This is a genomic window from Affinundibacterium seohonense, assembly GCF_014284305.1.
GTDB classification, from domain to species: Bacteria; Pseudomonadota; Gammaproteobacteria; order Burkholderiales; family Burkholderiaceae_D; genus Undibacterium; species Undibacterium seohonense.
In genome coordinates this window covers 253,971-269,839 of sequence record NZ_JACOFW010000005.1, presented here as the reverse complement: position 1 = coordinate 269,839, position 15,869 = coordinate 253,971, and the positions used below count along the sequence as shown (strand labels likewise).

Genomic DNA, 15,869 nt, shown 5'->3' with positions numbered 1-15,869 from the left:
ATTCGCATACAATCCCCTTAATCAATCGACTCACAGTCGGTTCAGTCCAACAAGGTTTATCCGCCGCAATGATCGCGGATTCTTATTTTTGCGTTTCCGGTGCGGCGGATAAACGCTATTCGTTATGAATCAAAATGAATAGCCCGTTGAAATATCCTGACGATGTTGATTTTTTCTATTTCCTTGAAAATCATGGGTGGAGCACGTGCTTTATCTTTGTTGGCGGAAAAATGTACGAGATGGGGCCAACGCACATATTCGATAATCCGATTGAGGTTTTGCTGAACAGCTTGATCGATTTGTTAGCTGGAGCTACTGAGTCAGAATTTACCTGGCATGATGAGCCGGGTGAATATAAATGGTCAATTAAGCGTAACCAAGAACAAAGCCACAAAATTGATGTATCCATTACAGACTGTGTCCAAATTAATGGCGTCGAAAAACAAAAATTAGTAACCCTGAATTTTGAGGTAAAACTGAAATTATTTTCCATCTGTGTACTTCGGCAAATGGAGAAGATTCGTGACCTCATGTCAGAGAAAAGTTTCAAGGAGCATCGCGAAGGCGAATTTCCTTTCAATACGTTTTCAGAGTTTAAGCGGTCGTATGAGCAAGCCTATTCATAACAGGATGGTCGATCGGACTGGCCGTGATGCGGCTCAGTATTTTATTAATTTGTGCGCGGCCATCCGCTCACCGTTGCGTTCGCATGCAAATGCGTTGGTTTGAACTCACTCTCGCCACGGTTATGGGCGCTATATTTACCGCATTCCATTTCCTGCCAGGACCTTGGTGCGATCCAGCACCTGTTCGTCCACTCGCCGGAATCTTTGTCGTTGTAGTCACTATGCTTTACTTGTATCTCGTCGACGACGAGCGCCGACCTTTGGTCGGTGCGTGGCACCGGATAGATGTTGGTTCAGTGGCGGGTTTGATTCTCGCAGCGATCGCAAGCGGCTCAGGCGAACTGTATGCCTTGCTTGCGTTTGTTGGTGCACTGCTTGGGTTGATTGGCTTTCGATGGCTGAAGCATGTACCCTTCTAGCTACGTACTAAATACGTCCAAATATTCTTAAAAACTAACGCCAACAATGTCCATAGATTCAGCGACCGCATACGATCTACATGCGCAAGAGTTCTTAAGCGCGCGTGACCATTCCAACATTGGCGTTGATGTGATCGCGCATTGGTGCATTACACTCAGTAAATATGCTGAGGTGCTAGAGCTGGCTTGCGGCGGTGGTTATCCAATCACCCGCGTACTGCATGAAGCGGGTTTGCGTTTATGGGCAATTGAAAGCTCACCAAATTTAGTTGCCGAATTTCAGCGTCGTTTTTCGGATGTGCCAGTGCAATGCGCTAAGGTGCAGGACAGTGATTTCTTTGGGCGGACTTATGACGCCGTGCTCGCAGTAGGGCTGATGTTTTTATTGAGTGAAACTGAACAAGTCGAATTGATCCACCGCGTTGCGCAAGTGCTGTTGCCGGGTGGACGATTTTTGTTTACTGCGCCGCTGCAATCATGTCAGTGGGATGACGCGACCACGGGAATCACGTCGCAATCCTTGGGACGAATAGCTTATGAGGACTGTATGCGTTCCGCTGGTTTAAGTTTGATCGCCACTTATACTGATCGTGGTGAGAATCATTATTACGAAGCACAGCGTATCGCGTGATGTGGGGCGTGAATGAAAGTTACGTTAAATCTCGTCATCGAAAGCTAAATTTTTTTCTGAATTACATTGGTAGGTGAGTTTGAGTTGCTGTGGAATTATCTCGAACATGTTGGGCTTCACTTCGTTCAGCCGCAACCTGCGAACTTTTGAGGTTTGTTGCTGATTAATTTTGCTTATGCTATTGTTTTTCGCTTTAATTTTTATGATTGCGTGGACGGTTTATGCGCTTCGAAGGTACGCTTACTAAATGGAATGATGACCGTGGTTTTGGATTCATAACACCTAAACACGGTGATCAAGAAATCTTTGTGCATATTTCCGCTTTTCCTAAAGATGGACGGCGGCCAAGCATCGGGGAAGTCCTTAGTTTTGAATTTGAAGTAGGACAAGATGGTAAGAAGGAAGCAAAAAATTTGGTGTGCCCCGGTCGCTCACCAACTGTCCGTAAGCAATCATCACATCATACTAATTCGCCGACGCCCAGAGCCTCCCTAGTCAGCCGTGTGCTTCCATTGTTGTTCATCGTTTTGATTGGTGTTTTTGCCTACGATCAAATCTCTCGCCGATCATTCTCCGCAGCTACAGTCGTTGCAATGGAAGGTGAAACTGAAGCCACTTCCGTGGCTGTTCCTTCACCGCCATCCATTTACCGGTGTGATGGACGTCAGCATTGTTCACAAATGAAATCTTGCGCGGAAGCGACTTATTTTCTCAAACATTGCCCCGACACCAAAATGGATGGCGATCATGATCAAATACCTTGCGAACAGACTTTATGTACGTCAGCATTCGCGAAATAGAGCTGCGATCTACTATTTGCAAATAGAAGTCATTTGATAAGTTGTAATGTTGGTTTCTAGATGCGATTTGCGTGACGTAATCGCACAAACTAATATAGCTTTCCCGAATATCTGATAAAGGTAGAAAATATTTTTCTTGAAAGTGGAATCATGGCGACGGGTGATTGCATTTTCTCGTAGGATGTTGCACACGAATGATGCTAGATCATAAGTTTGGTTTCTGCTCTCAAAGTTTGCGATGAAGACCTGATAAATTAGTTGTTGAAACAGATGAATTGCAAAGATTCTGCCGATTTTTTGTGAAGGACACTACCTCATGCATGGCCCAAATCCAGACGATAAACATCCTATGCCAGGTTTTAAGCAAGTTTGTTTTTTAAAAAATGTGATCAAAAATCCTAACATCATTGTTGGCGATTACACCTATTACGATGATCCGGAGCAAGCTGAGAATTTTGAAGATAGTGTGCTCTACCATTTTTCTTTCATTGGCGATCGCCTGCGAATAGGAAAATTTTGTGCCATCGCACGCGGTGTTAAATTCATCATGAATGGCGCTAATCACAAAATGTCTGGCATCTCGACTTATCCATTTCAGATCTTTGGTGGTGGTTGGGAGGCGGTTGCACCAGCGGCAGGAGAGCTTCCCTACAAGGGCGATACCTTGATTGAAAATGATGTGTGGATCGGCTATGACGCTCTTATCATGCCAGGTGTTAAGATCGGTAATGGCGCGATTATTTCCTCTCGTTCGGTGGTGGTTGCTGATGTACCTGCTTATGCGATTGTCGGTGGCAATCCGGCACGCGTGCTCAAGTATCGCTTTGAGCCAGATCAGATCGCACGTTTGCAAGAAATTGCATGGTGGGATTGGCCAGTAGATAAAATCACGGCGCAATTGAAACACATTGTTGGCGCTGATATCGACGCACTTGCACAAAGCTAATTAGCACGCCATTCGCACTCACCAGAAAAGTCAAAGACCTCACTCAGAATATCTTTACATAGCCGCCGATGTAGCGATCGCTGAGATCCACCAAGCGATTTAGCTGTGCACGAGCTTTGAAACTGCTCTGGTTCAGTGTCGAACTACCTGAGTAGAAAATGCTTCATAATGCCGGCTTACTTAGTACGCCAAATTGAAGAGAACACTATGATCGAAGTTATCATTCTTGCGCTAGCACTGAGCATGGACGCATTTGCTGTTTCCATAGGCTTGGGCGCGAAAAAAAATGTCCCCAATCTGGCCTTGCGAGTAGGTTTGTTCTTTGGATTGTTTCAAGCACTGATGCCATTTTTTGGTTATTGGGGTGGCAGAGGCGTGTTTGGTTGGGTTGCTGGCTATACCCACTGGATCGCTTTTGGTTTGTTGGTGGTGATTGGTGCCAAGATGATTTACGAAGGCTTGCAAGAAGGCATCGAAGAGGATATCGCTCAAGTCACGAATAAAATGCTGCTGACCCTAGCAATTGCCACGAGTATCGATGCGATGGCTGCCGGATTTAGTTTGAATTTATTGGCAGTCAACCCTTATCTCGCTTGTGTCATCATCGGCGTGATTACCTTTGCATTCAGCGTTGTTGGCGTGATCGTCGGTAAGCGCAGTGGAACTTGGCTGGAAAGTAAGGCGGAAATTTTTGGTGGCACGGTATTGATTTTAATGGGAATTAAGTTTCTTGTTTTTTGATTGGCCTTGCATTGTCAATAAAAACAAACAGGGCGGAATGATCTGAATCAATCGCCCTGTTCGCCATCTTAACGAGATTGCGATCGTGTGTTATTGCGCACGGCGTAGTGCTTTAACGAATTTGCGATTTTCGGCAGGGGTTTGCGCAATCGAATCTTTTTGCCATTGCATCCACTGCTTCAGGGACATCGATAGTTGCAAAGAGTAGTCGAGTGAAATCCAATTTTTTTGGTTTGGATCTGGATATGCTGGTACCCCGTCACCCATGACGTTTTTGCCGCTAGGTGTGGTCATGTTGAACGAGGTACCTGCCATCACATTGGCGAAATAGATGGCGTCCATTTCTGAAAACGTTACGCCATTATTTTCTGTGGCGACGGCGCCGCTGCGATCTAAACCGCGTGTTTTTAAACCATTAATCAGTGCCACGGACTGTTTCGTCATGCCGGAAAATTGCGCTAATAATGGTGGTGTGGTAAACGTGGAATCTGGAACTGAGGCGCTACCATGGCAAGACATGCAGGAACTATTGGCGTTGTCAGCCGGACCATTTAAGCGATGGTTGGAACCCAAGTGCCCCATGCGTTGCACCATACCGGTGCCGCCGAAGGAATTTAATTCATCCGCCACATCCCAAAAGATCACTTCTTCTTTAAAGCCATTTTTGCGTGGATCTGCAGGATAGTTGTAGGCCAATTGACCTGCTGGCGGCGTGTCGTTACCCCACATCAAACCTAGCAAACTAACGCGTTGCCATTGATCTTTGACATTCGCTTTACGACGCCCGTCGGCGACGAAAGTGCCATATACCCAACCCGTGCCTTTGGCGCGCTTGTCGGATACGGAAATATCAAATTGCATTAGTCTGACGTCGTTCCATTTGGCGTAATTGCGCGGGCACATTTGCGATTGCTCCACCATGGTCGCCGTATCTGGCGTTGCACAAAAAGTCGGATCTGAAATGTTGGCATTCCACATCGGCATATTTGCTAATACAGGCAATTGATCGAGGGTCGCGGTGTTGAATAAGGGCTTGGCGATCACAGCGCCTTCGTCAAAACGGATGTTGGCGGTTGGGACTTTGGCGGTGCCATCTTTTTGCCATACTTTACCCAAAGTATAGGCAGCGGTGCTGTTGTAAATCGCCACTGCCCACATCGTGGTAGCGGCCGATCCCGTGCCAGATTTAATGGAGAAGGTGACCGGCGCTTCACGAGTTAAGCCATGAATAAATTCACGGCCACTGAGTGGATCATAAGTTTGAAATGCGATGTGATACCAAGGACGTACTGGATTTTCACAAACATCAAAATCAGTTTGTGTGAGGCGGTTAATATTGCCTGCCAACGCATAGTTATAAACTAGCCATGCGTATTCTTTGGCTAATTTAGCTTTCTTATCTTGACTGGTGGCAGGATCAAACATGGCGTCAAATTTAGCCGCACGCCATGGTTGATTGGCTTTGTCGTCGACAGGTTGACGCGGGTAGTCATCCGAGAGTTTAAAGATGGGACCAGTGTAAGCGCCGCTTGGGGCATTGCTGATGTCCTGGCCTTTCCACATGTCAGCGAACTTGGGTGCGATATCTTGCCAATAGCTAGGATAGGTACCACTACAGGTGTTGACCGGTTTCTGTGGTGTGTTGGTAGCGGCGACAGACAGGCTGGAAATGCCAGCTAGGCTCAGAATGCTTGCTTGTATTAGTCGTTTCATGATGGGTTGACTCCTTGATGTTGGGTTGTAAAAGGTGACGAATTTGTCTGAGTTATGACTTTGCAGGACAGCTAGATTTGGTATCCGGCAGTGGTAAGCGGAGTACCCGCAAATACTCGGCATAGACCGCGTCTTTGAATGCGGCGATGGCAACGTCGATGGCTGTACCATTGACGGTATCGACGATTAGGCTGGCAGATTGATCATCTTCCTCATCGAGTTCTTGCCACACCAAAAGTTGGAATGTCTCGGTAGTGACGAGGTCGGGGGCAGTGATGGTGCAGGCAGCGAGCGGATCCCAAAACGAGAGGAATGTGCCGATTCCAGCGGCGTTGGCGGGATAGGCTAAGACCGCACTTAAAAACTGAGCTTGTGGCGTATTGATGGCGTTTAATTCATCCACAAACGACTGTTCTATTGGCACGTCATTCGTGGCATTGAGGGCGATCAGGCGAATTGGTACGCCAAATTCAAACATGATTTTTGCGCCTAGCGGATCAATGAAAATATTCCATTCCGCCACCGTATTTTGGTAGTACACATTGTCACCCAAGGCGGCTTCGATATTGCCCATTGCACCTGGGGTGATATCGCGTGGCAGGATGTTCCCGCCCATCATGACAATTTTTTCTATGCCAGATTTGAGTTTTTGTGTGAGTACCTCATCGTTCTGTGCGCTCAAAAATAAGTGGCCGAAATTGGTGCCACCGCCGATAGAAAGTACGGTGATTTTTTCCTCATTGTTGAGGAAAAAATTACGCAGCCATGTTTGTGCATCGTGAATTTGCGGAGACGGATTGGTCGCCGGAAATGGCGCGTCGTAGTGGTCGTCGGCTCCCGTTCTGACATCGGCGGGAAATACATTGCTGTATCGCATAGGCGCTTTAGCACCACGCAAAACGGGTAGTGTGAGGGCCTTGTCGCCAAACAAGGTGAGTAGATTAGCGACATTGTTAACACCTTTACTTAAATGTGCTGCGCCGCAGCCAGTCACCGAAATCGCAATGACGTCGACTTCGGGATTTTGCATCAAGTACACCATCGCCATATAGTCATCAAAATCGACATCGGTATCGATAATGACTTTGGTACGTTGTTTCATATTGGCCTTTAATTTTAAAAATAGGGAAAAGAAGGTTGTGCAACTTAGCGGGCAAAGTAGGCAGTTATCACACAGTCGACACGGAAAATTGTTTAGGACCGTAAAGTGATTTCGCTTACGGCCACAAATAGCAATAGGTTTGGCTATTGGTTAGGTTCACATTTTTGTCGTTATAGATGAAGCCATTTTGAAATGTGCTCGGGTAGCCACTTTGCGCGCAGTTGGTGTGCACCCAATCAAAACCTGATTGTGCTTTTCCTTCGGATTCTGCGTAGGGAACTTTGGCTGGATTACCGCTGCATAAATACAGTGTGCCTCCACCAATGATGCCTTTAACGTAGGAGGCTGGTACCACGTATTTGTTCTTGCTGTAGTCGCTGGCAAACACATTATCAATGGCGACGTCATAGACATTGCCATCGATACTTGAGGTGATTTCTATATGGGTATGTGAGAGCGGGATGCCATTCAGTTTTTTGCCCGACTTGTAATTGGTAACTTGCGGATAGTCACTGTTTGGTGGCGTGTTGACAGTGCCGGTTTGAAAATAGCCACCAGCTGTTTGACACATTTGTTGGTATTTTTGTGCTGTCGCGGACAGTGTTTTAATTGACTTTGGTGCTGATGGCGTTTGTGCGTTAGTGTCATAGCTCGCAGCGGTCAGACCGATAAAGTTAACTGACGCTAGTAAGCTGGCCAATACTCGATGTGAGTTGGTTTGCATCTTGATTTCCTCCAAGTTGAATGTTGAATAGAGTTCTTGTTTGAATTCTCTACTCTAAATAGCAATCTTTGTGCCAGCACGGAACTGGAGGAAACGACAGAGGAAAAACGAATTATTACTGTAAATTAAATTGTTGTTTGCATGACTTACATGTTAATTACCTGTAAGTCGTCACAGGTGCCAAATGCTATTGAGGCGCATTGTCCTCCGCATATTTTTCCTTAATTTCGACAATGGATGGCAGTTGATCGATGAACAGATCGACCAGCTCAGGATCAAAATGTTTACCTTTCTCGCTGCGTAAAAGGTCGACAGCGTCTGCCACTTCCCAAGCCTTTTTGTAAGGACGTATCGAGGTCAGAGCATCAAACACATCGGCGATTGCGACGATGCGTGCTTCTATTGGAATCGCTGTCCCGCTAACACGATGTGGATAGCCGCTGCCGTCAAATTTTTCATGATGATAGAGGGCGATTAGTCGCGCCATTTGTAGTAAAGGGGAATCATGTTCGCCCAAAATTTCCGCGCCCATAAGCACGTGTTTCTGCATGAGCGTCCATTCGTCTTGATCTAGTTTACCGGGCTTGAGTAACACATGATCCGGGGTGCCTATTTTGCCAATATCATGCATAGGCGCGGCGTTGAACAGTAAATCTGCCTGAGCTTCACTAAAGCCTGCAGCGAGCGCCAAGATGCGCGAATAGTGGCTCATGCGGATCACATGCAAGCCAGTTTCATTATCACGATATTCGGCTGCACGCCCGAGACATTGAATGATCTGCAACCGTGTCTTGTGCAACTCATTCACATCCACTAAAGATAGATGGGTTTTGACTCTGGCGCGGACGACGGGTGGGCTGATAGGTTTGGTAATGTAGTCAACGGCACCGACAGCGAAGCCGGCGGATTCATCGCTGGCATCACTCAGTGCAGTCACAAAAATAACTGGAATGGCTTTGGTCGCTGGGTTGGCTTTAAGTTGTTGGCAGGTCTCCAAGCCGGTTAATCCGGGCATCATGACGTCGAGCAAAATCAGATTCGGTAATTCCTCTTGGGCCAGTTTGAGTGCCTTGTCGCCATCGAGTGCAAACAAGAGCCGATAATCATCATGCAGCACTTGTCTTAAAATCTGCAGATTGGTCGGTGCGTCATCAACCACTAAAATTTTAGGGCGTTCGTCTTGTTGTCTCATACGGCATTTCCTTTTGCGCGGTAGTGATGCTGTAAGTCTATAACCACGAGCCTTGCTGCGTCAAAATCAAAAGCATTGACGGTCTGATCGAGGGCATTAAAATCTGCTGCGGGTAGTATCGACGCTAGTGTGGCAAGTACCTCTTCGGCCAACTCGCCGTGCGCCAACGCTTGATCTAATTCATCGAGTAGTGGCAGTAGTTGTGCAGTATCCATTGCCGCGCTATCGTCAACCTCGCCTTTGTTGATCCCAAGGACTCCGCCTAGGGCGTCGCTGATGTTCATTAATTCATCTGCAAGGCGATCCAGCAGGGCGGCTTGTTCAGTCGTATTGTTAGCGCTTAATGCGCTCTCGATGGCATGGCAGACGTTGGCAACACGTGACAAGGCTAAATTACCTGCAGCGCCTTTGAGTTTATGTATTTGTGCAGCCAGTTGGTCAGCTTGGTTTAGTAGTTGACGTAAGCGCGGCACGCTATCGCGATATTCGATGATGAACTGATGAATTGCGGTGCGATGACGCTGTTCGCTGCCCCATAGACGTTGTCCTTGGGTCCAATCAATGACAGATCCTTGCACTGCATGTGTGCCTCTCGATTGTTCGGTGATAATCGATTTCAGTTTGGGCTGTATCTGCAGTAAGCGCGCGATCTCTTGCGTCAAGCGCAAAAGATCGATCGGCTTATGCGCAAAGCCATCCATGCCTGCCGCGAGTGCGGCTTTGACGTCGGCTTCCAAGACACTGGCAGAGAACGCGATGATCGGGGTTGGCGTGCGGTGTTGCTGTGCCTCAAACTGACGGATAGCCTGACTGGCTTCTAGGCCGTTGACGATCGGCATTTGCACGTCCATCAACACAATGTCAAAGTGTTCGAGGGTGAACATATTGACAGCTTCGGCACCGTTGGTGGCGGTCGTGAGAGTGTGACCAAGACGGCTGAGCATTAGTTGTAGTAGCTCCAGATTTTGTGGCACATCGTCTGCTGCCAAAATCTTCAGCGGTGGCAGCTCTATCACCACTTGTTCCTCCGTCGATGGTACGGCAGCGCCTAGTGCCAGCGGTAACTCAACATGGAATTGACTGCCTACGCCAACTTCACTTTCGACCCAAATAGTACCGCCCATTAATTCGATCAACTGTCGTGCAATAGTGGTACCCAAACCGGTGCCGCCAAATCGTCTGCTCATCGAAGCATCGGCTTGTGCAAATGGATCAAAGATATGTTGTAGTCGATCAGCAGCGATGCCAATGCCCGTATCTTGTACGCACAAGTGTATTTGACGTTGCTGCATATCGATATGCAAAACGACCTGACCATGCTCGGTAAACTTAATCGCATTGCCAATCAGATTGAGCAGGATCTGCTGAATCCGCAATGCATCACCTTGAAAATAGTCGGGTATCGTTTCCGGGTAGTCTAATATCAGAGGTAGGCCCTTGACCTGGGCATTGATACGTAGGGTTGCTAATACCTGCATGCATAATTCGCGCAGCGAGAAATCTTTGATTTCTAACTCGACAGCACCGTGTTCTAGTTTTGCCGTATCGAGAATGTCGTTCAGTAAAGTCAGTAGCGAGCGAGCTGAATTGCGCACCGTGGTCAGGTGGCGACGTTGGGTATCGGTTGCCGGTTCATTGAGTAAAACCTCGGTAAAGCCGATCACGGCGTTCATCGGCGTACGGATTTCATGACTCATATTGGCGAGGAAGGTATTCTTTGCCGCTGCCGCTTGTTCTGCACGTGCTTTGGCCTCGCGCAGATCTTGTTCCATTTTGTGTCGTGCTGAGAGATCGCTGGCGAATTTGATGATTTTGTATGGACGTCCCTCAGGATCGAAGATGGGGTTGTAGGTCCCGTGTATCCAAATTTCTTTGCCATCTTTGCCAAGGCGATAGAATTCGCCGGAGGTATGGCGGCCGTGACGCAGAGTTTCCCATTGTTCCTGATAACTGCTAGAAGCGACTTCGTTGGGGTCGCACAGAACCGAATGATGACGGCCAACCAGTTCCTCCAGTGTGTATCCGGTGGTCGTTAAAAAATTCTGATTGGCGTGCAGTATGGTGCCAAACAAATCAAATTCAGCCACCGCCAGTGAGCGCCCGATCGCATTGACCACGCCTTCAAACTCAGCGTTGCGGCGCTTACTGTCGGTGATGTCGATGATGAAACCGTCTATCCATTCAATCTCGCCTTGTTCGTCGCGTACGCCACTGGCGCTTTCTGAAACCCAATGCTCACGTCCCGCGCGGTCAATTAAGCGGTATTCAATCATATAGGCCTTATCGGTCTCCAGCTTTTCTTTGACCTTGTTTGCCGTCCATTCGCGATCATCGGGGTGCAATAGTTGCGCGAAGGTTTTATGACCCGCCACAAAATCTGACGGTGGCCAGCCGGTCAGACTTTCCACCGCGTCACTGACAAACAGCATGCTCCAATCGTTGTCGTGACGACAGCGGAAGGCAACGCCCGGTAAATTGCTAATTAAGGAGCGATACTGTTTCTCACTATTGCGCAATGCTTCTTCCATTTGTTTGCGCTTACTGATATCGGTGATGAAGCCGACAAACAATGTTTCGTTCTGCAGTAGCGCTTCCCCGATTGCCAGTCGTAGGGGAAAGCTGCTGCCATCTTTGCGTAGGCCTATCACTTCACGCCCAGAGCCAATGATTTTGGCCTGATTCGTACGTAGATAATTTTGTAGATAACTATCGTGTTGTCCGCGCTGCGGTTCAGGCATCAACATACGGATATTATTGCCGACGACCTGATCTGAACGCCATCCAAAGATGTGCTCGGCTGCGCTGTTGAAATCACGGACAATTCCCTTGCTATCGATCGTGATAATGCCATCAACTGCGGTATCAACGATGGTGCGTGTGCGTGCTTCGGTTTGTACCATCCGTTGGTAGATACTGCGGTACCGTAACAACGCATTGCCAGCGCCAGTAATCAGAATTGCTAGGACGGTGATGCCGGCAATCGACCATGCGAGTTCGACATTAGAAACTGGCGCTAGATTTGACGCTGTATTGACTAGAAAATGGGTGGCCTTCATGCCGGTATAGTGCATCCCGGTAATCGCTATGCCCAACACGGTTCCGCTCACTATATTGATTTGTGCCTGATTGAAGCGCTTATGTTCAATGAGCTTGAAACGTAGCCACAAAGCGAGTACCGCGAGCGCGACCGCAACCACAATAGAGATGGCAAATAGGGTGGGGTCAAACCGTAAGATCAACGATTTATGTACGGCAGCCATGCCGCTGTAATGCATAATGCCGATCCCTGCGCCAACTAAAATACCGCTGACAATTAATTGCCAGCGTGTGACTCTTTCTTTGGCAATGAGTAGTAGCGCAATCCAGGAAGCCAGAAAGCTGGGCAGCATTGATAATACGGTGATCAATTTGTCATAACGCGCGGTACTGCAAACACTAAACGCAAGCATGCCGATAAAGTGCATGGACCAGACTCCAGAGCCCAGCACAAAAGCGCCTGAGACGAGATAGATTTGTCTTTGCAAAGAACGCTTTTCAGTTCGTGCCAAGCCAGCTAGCTGAAAAGCCATCATGCCAGCCAGTACGGCGACGAATAACGATAAGGCGACTAAGGGGAGATCATAGTCGCCAGTTAGCAGACTTAATGCTTGGCTATCAGTTAAAAATAATTGCGTGAGTCGCATGGCGAATTTATCTATTTAATTGATGGGTGACGTGTCGACTTCTGGGTAACTAGCTGGCCCGAAAAAATGGCAATTAGCTGAAGTATTCTACCTATTCTTGCATGGATGCAGTGATACCTTCGAGGTCCGCTGACTTACAATGCTAGAAATGCGACATGTTGTTCCAATGTTGATGGTGAAGTAATTGATGTACTTGCTCAATGACTTTTTTTCTGGTCGGTTTTATTTTTCGATGTGAGTGAGTCTGACATCATTTGCATCATTTTCTGGAAGTTGTTTGCGTTCGAACATGAGGATGGTTTTTTTGAGTAGATTTTATTGTTTTTAATCGGCAATCTAGCAACGACAAGCTCTGAATTATCATCGCGCATGCGAAGCAATTTTGTTCTGAATGCTATTTGCGGCGATAATATCGGCTTAGAAAATGTGTGCACAATAATGATCAACTAAGAGTTTTATACTTAGTTGATTTTTTTTATTTAAGAATAGGTACTAAATCAATGAAACCATATCTCGTCGGAATTACTGGAGGTAGTGGCAGTGGCAAGACTACATTTATTAACTCTTTGCTAGCATTGATGCCAGCAGACAGCGTGGCATTGCTGTCTCAAGATAATTATTACAAGTCGATTGATCAGCAGTCAAAAGACGAAAATCGGATTGAAAATTTTGACATCCCATCGTCGCTTGATCTTGATAAGTTTTATCAAGACGTATTGCGTTTGCGTGATGGTCAAAACTTGGAGATTAAGGAATATACATTTAATAATGCTGAGGTGGAACCGAGGATTTTTCATATTCCTGCCGCACCTGTTGTTTTACTCGAAGGCATCTATGCTTTGCATAATCCAGCTTTGTACGACATCATTGATCTGAAAGTATTTATCGATGCGGAAGAGCATCATCGACGCTACCGTCGGGTGCAGCGCGATGCAGTCGAGCGTGGCTATGATCAGAATGATGTGTTATATCGTCTGAGTAATCATCATCAACCGGCATTTGAGAAATACATACTGCCGCATCGCAGTAATGCGGATCTGGTGATTCCCAACAATCATGGATTTGATAAAGGTTTGGAAATGCTTGGTGTATTTTTGAAATCGAAAATTAGCCAAGCCCGCTAGGTACCTGTGGTTCAAGTAAGACGACGTGACTAATCGATGAGGATGCTATGAAGCCGCAGATCGCTGTTGTAGGAAGTGTCAATGTGGATCTGGTTTTTAAAACCCCGCGTATGCCTGTGCCCGGTGAAACCTTGATGGGACATAGCTTTCAGCAGATCCACGGAGGCAAGGGGGCAAATCAGGCGGTAGCGGCAGCGCGTATGGGTGCTGCGGTCGCATTGATTGCTTGCGTTGGTGATGATGTCAATGGACAGAGTTGCTTGCAGGCTCTCGGGCAAGATCACATCGACTTACAAAATGTTCGTAGGACAAAGGATTGCGCAACCGGTGTGGCAGGAATTCTGCTCGATGACGGTGGTGAAAATTGTATTGTATTGGCAACTGGAGCGAATGCTCTACTTGATCCGAGTGATATCGGGCGAGCGGCGAGCACTATTGCGCAGGCTAAACTGCTATTATGCCAACTGGAAACGCCATTAGACACTGTCATTGCTGCGATTCGTAGTGCCAGACAGGCGGGCGTGAAAGTGGTATTGAATCCAGCACCAGCGCGACCTTTGAGCGATGAGGTTTTCGCCTGTGTCGATTATCTGGTTGTAAATGAAACAGAAGCCGCGCTATTGAGTGGGTTAACGACGGTGGATTTATCCAACGCCAATGAAGCTGCGGCTCGACTACAGCAGCGCGGTGCCAAAGTTGTATTGATTACTTTAGGCGCCTTGGGAATGTGGGTGAGAAGCACCGACGATAGTTATTGTTTGCCAGCGCGGAAAGTGGAGGTAGTTGATACCACGGCGGCTGGTGATACGTTTGTCGGAAGTCTCGCTGTGGCGATTGCAGAAGGAATGGAATTACGGGCCGCATGTATGTTTGCGCAAAGTGCCGCTGCCTTAGCTGTAACTAAATTCGGTGCCCAGACGTCGATACCTTATAGGGACGAGGTCGAGCGGTTTTTTACTATGAGTTGATGCTCAAATTTTGTGCTAATTAAAGTAACCAGATCCGCTAACAAAGCTGACCTGACGAACCAAGCTAATCAAGCTAATCAGGAGTTATCCAAAAATGAAATTGCATACATCATTACTGTTCAGTGTTCTTTTTACCGCATCGGGCTTAGCCTTCGCGAATCAGCCTAAGTACGCGTTGGTCTATGATGCGGGTGGTAAGTTTGATCGTTCCTTTAACCAGTCTGCTTATGAAGGTGCAGAGCGCTTCAAAAAAGATACTAAGATTTCTTATATTGACGTGCAAGTAATGAGCAATGCGCAGGGCGAACAGGTATTGCGTAATTTGGCACGTAAGGGAATCGATTTGATCGCGGCGATTGGTTTTACCCATGCGCAGCAAGTGCAAACCGTGGCGAAAGAATTCCCTAAGACTAAATTTCTGATCGTGGATGGTAGTGCAAATGGGGCTAACGTCAGCTCAATTTTGTTTAAGGAACAAGAAGGCTCTTACTTGGTTGGCGTGGCAGCAGCTATGGCGTCGAAGTCAAAAAAATTAGGCTTCATCGGTGGTATTGACATTCCTTTGATTCGGGCGTTTGTGTGCGGTTACACCCAGGGTGCTAAATCGGTCGATGCGAAAGTCGATGTCGCACAAAATGTGGTCGGTACTACGGCGACAGCTTGGAATGATCCAGCCAAAGGCGGTGAGTTGGCGCGTGCCCAAATGGAGCGCGGTGTCGATGTGATTTTTGCTGCTGCAGGCGGTAGTGGCATGGGCGCACTACAGGCTGTGAAAGAAAAAGGCAAGATGGCGATTGGGGTCGACTCCAATCAAAATTATTTGTTTCCTGGGGTGATGTTAACCTCGATGGTCAAGCGTGTTGATAACGCGATTTACGATAGCTTCATGCAGATGAAAAACGGCACTTGGAAAGCTGGTGTGTCGAATTTAGGTCTGAAAGAAGGTGGTGTTGATTGGGCGCTCGATAAAGACAATCGCAGCTTGATCACGCCAGAAATCGAGAAGCGCGTTAACACGGCCAAACAAGATATCTTAAACGGGAAAGTCAAAGTGATCGACTACCGTGAAGCAAGCCGTTGTCCTCTGTAAGCACGTGCTAAGCCGCAGTCTGTAATGACGCTGCGGCTTTACTTTATCCAAATTCATTTCCTGCGAATCTGCTGTCTTATCGACAAAGTTTGTGAGTGACTCACCGCGTT

The 15,869-nt window shown here is 47.3% G+C and carries 14 protein-coding genes; 9 read left to right on the top strand and 5 right to left on the bottom strand.

What is annotated here, in order from left to right:
* The first annotated feature begins 134 nt into the window (after positions 1-134).
* The 6 genes from H8K52_RS07155 (at position 135) to H8K52_RS07130 (ending at position 4,163) form a co-directional block, all read left to right on the top strand.
* On the top strand, positions 135-626 hold the full coding sequence (locus H8K52_RS07155) for a hypothetical protein (RefSeq protein ID WP_186922200.1): 492 nt from the start codon (positions 135-137) through the stop codon (positions 624-626).
* A gap of 83 nt (positions 627-709) precedes the next feature.
* Complete coding sequence (locus H8K52_RS07150) at positions 710-1,045, top strand: hypothetical protein (protein WP_186922199.1); 336 nt, start codon at positions 710-712, stop codon at positions 1,043-1,045.
* A gap of 46 nt (positions 1,046-1,091) precedes the next feature.
* Positions 1,092-1,676, top strand: coding sequence for a class I SAM-dependent methyltransferase (locus H8K52_RS07145; RefSeq protein ID WP_186922198.1), 585 nt, complete (start codon positions 1,092-1,094; stop codon positions 1,674-1,676).
* Positions 1,677-1,897: 221 nt separating this feature from the next.
* Positions 1,898-2,476 (top strand): cold shock domain-containing protein, encoded by a 579-nt coding sequence (locus tag H8K52_RS07140; protein ID WP_186922197.1) that lies wholly within the window; start codon positions 1,898-1,900, stop codon positions 2,474-2,476.
* Positions 2,477-2,792: 316 nt separating this feature from the next.
* Positions 2,793-3,422: a Vat family streptogramin A O-acetyltransferase gene (locus tag H8K52_RS07135; protein WP_186922196.1), complete on the top strand. Its 630-nt coding sequence runs from the start codon at positions 2,793-2,795 to the stop codon at positions 3,420-3,422.
* A 207-nt stretch (positions 3,423-3,629) separates the two neighbouring features.
* Entirely contained in the window at positions 3,630-4,163 is a 534-nt protein-coding gene (locus tag H8K52_RS07130) for a manganese efflux pump MntP (protein WP_186922195.1), read from the top strand.
* A gap of 90 nt (positions 4,164-4,253) precedes the next feature.
* Here H8K52_RS07130 and H8K52_RS07125 read toward each other — a convergent pair whose 3' ends face one another.
* The 5 genes from H8K52_RS07125 to H8K52_RS07105 all read right to left on the bottom strand — a co-directional run bounded on the left by H8K52_RS07125 (position 4,254) and on the right by H8K52_RS07105 (position 12,577).
* Positions 4,254-5,876, bottom strand: coding sequence for a hypothetical protein (locus H8K52_RS07125; protein WP_186922194.1), 1,623 nt, complete (start codon positions 5,874-5,876; stop codon positions 4,254-4,256).
* 52 nt (positions 5,877-5,928) lie between these two features.
* Positions 5,929-6,978, bottom strand: coding sequence for a nucleoside hydrolase (locus H8K52_RS07120; RefSeq protein WP_186922193.1), 1,050 nt, complete (start codon positions 6,976-6,978; stop codon positions 5,929-5,931).
* Between the two features lie 115 nt (positions 6,979-7,093).
* The gene (locus H8K52_RS07115) at positions 7,094-7,702 is read right to left on the bottom strand and encodes a hypothetical protein (protein ID WP_186922192.1); all 609 of its coding nucleotides are present in this window, start codon (positions 7,700-7,702) and stop codon (positions 7,094-7,096) included.
* 187 nt (positions 7,703-7,889) lie between these two features.
* Positions 7,890-8,894, bottom strand: a complete 1,005-nt coding sequence (locus H8K52_RS07110; protein WP_186922191.1) for a response regulator — start codon at positions 8,892-8,894, stop codon at positions 7,890-7,892.
* Positions 8,891-12,577, bottom strand: coding sequence for a PAS domain S-box protein (locus H8K52_RS07105; RefSeq protein ID WP_186922190.1), 3,687 nt, complete (start codon positions 12,575-12,577; stop codon positions 8,891-8,893). The genes H8K52_RS07110 and H8K52_RS07105 overlap by 4 nt, the downstream gene beginning before the upstream one ends.
* A gap of 500 nt (positions 12,578-13,077) precedes the next feature.
* Between H8K52_RS07105 and H8K52_RS07100 the strand changes: the two genes are divergently transcribed.
* The 3 genes from H8K52_RS07100 (at position 13,078) to H8K52_RS07090 (ending at position 15,759) form a co-directional block, all read left to right on the top strand.
* Positions 13,078-13,701 (top strand): uridine kinase family protein, encoded by a 624-nt coding sequence (locus H8K52_RS07100; protein WP_186922189.1) that lies wholly within the window; start codon positions 13,078-13,080, stop codon positions 13,699-13,701.
* Positions 13,702-13,748: 47 nt separating this feature from the next.
* Positions 13,749-14,669 carry a ribokinase gene (gene rbsK / locus H8K52_RS07095; protein WP_186922188.1) on the top strand — a complete coding sequence of 307 codons (921 nt, stop codon included), beginning with the start codon at positions 13,749-13,751 and terminating at the stop codon, positions 14,667-14,669.
* A 94-nt stretch (positions 14,670-14,763) separates the two neighbouring features.
* On the top strand, positions 14,764-15,759 hold the full coding sequence (locus tag H8K52_RS07090) for a BMP family lipoprotein (RefSeq protein ID WP_186922187.1): 996 nt from the start codon (positions 14,764-14,766) through the stop codon (positions 15,757-15,759).
* Positions 15,760-15,869: the final 110 nt, after the last annotated feature.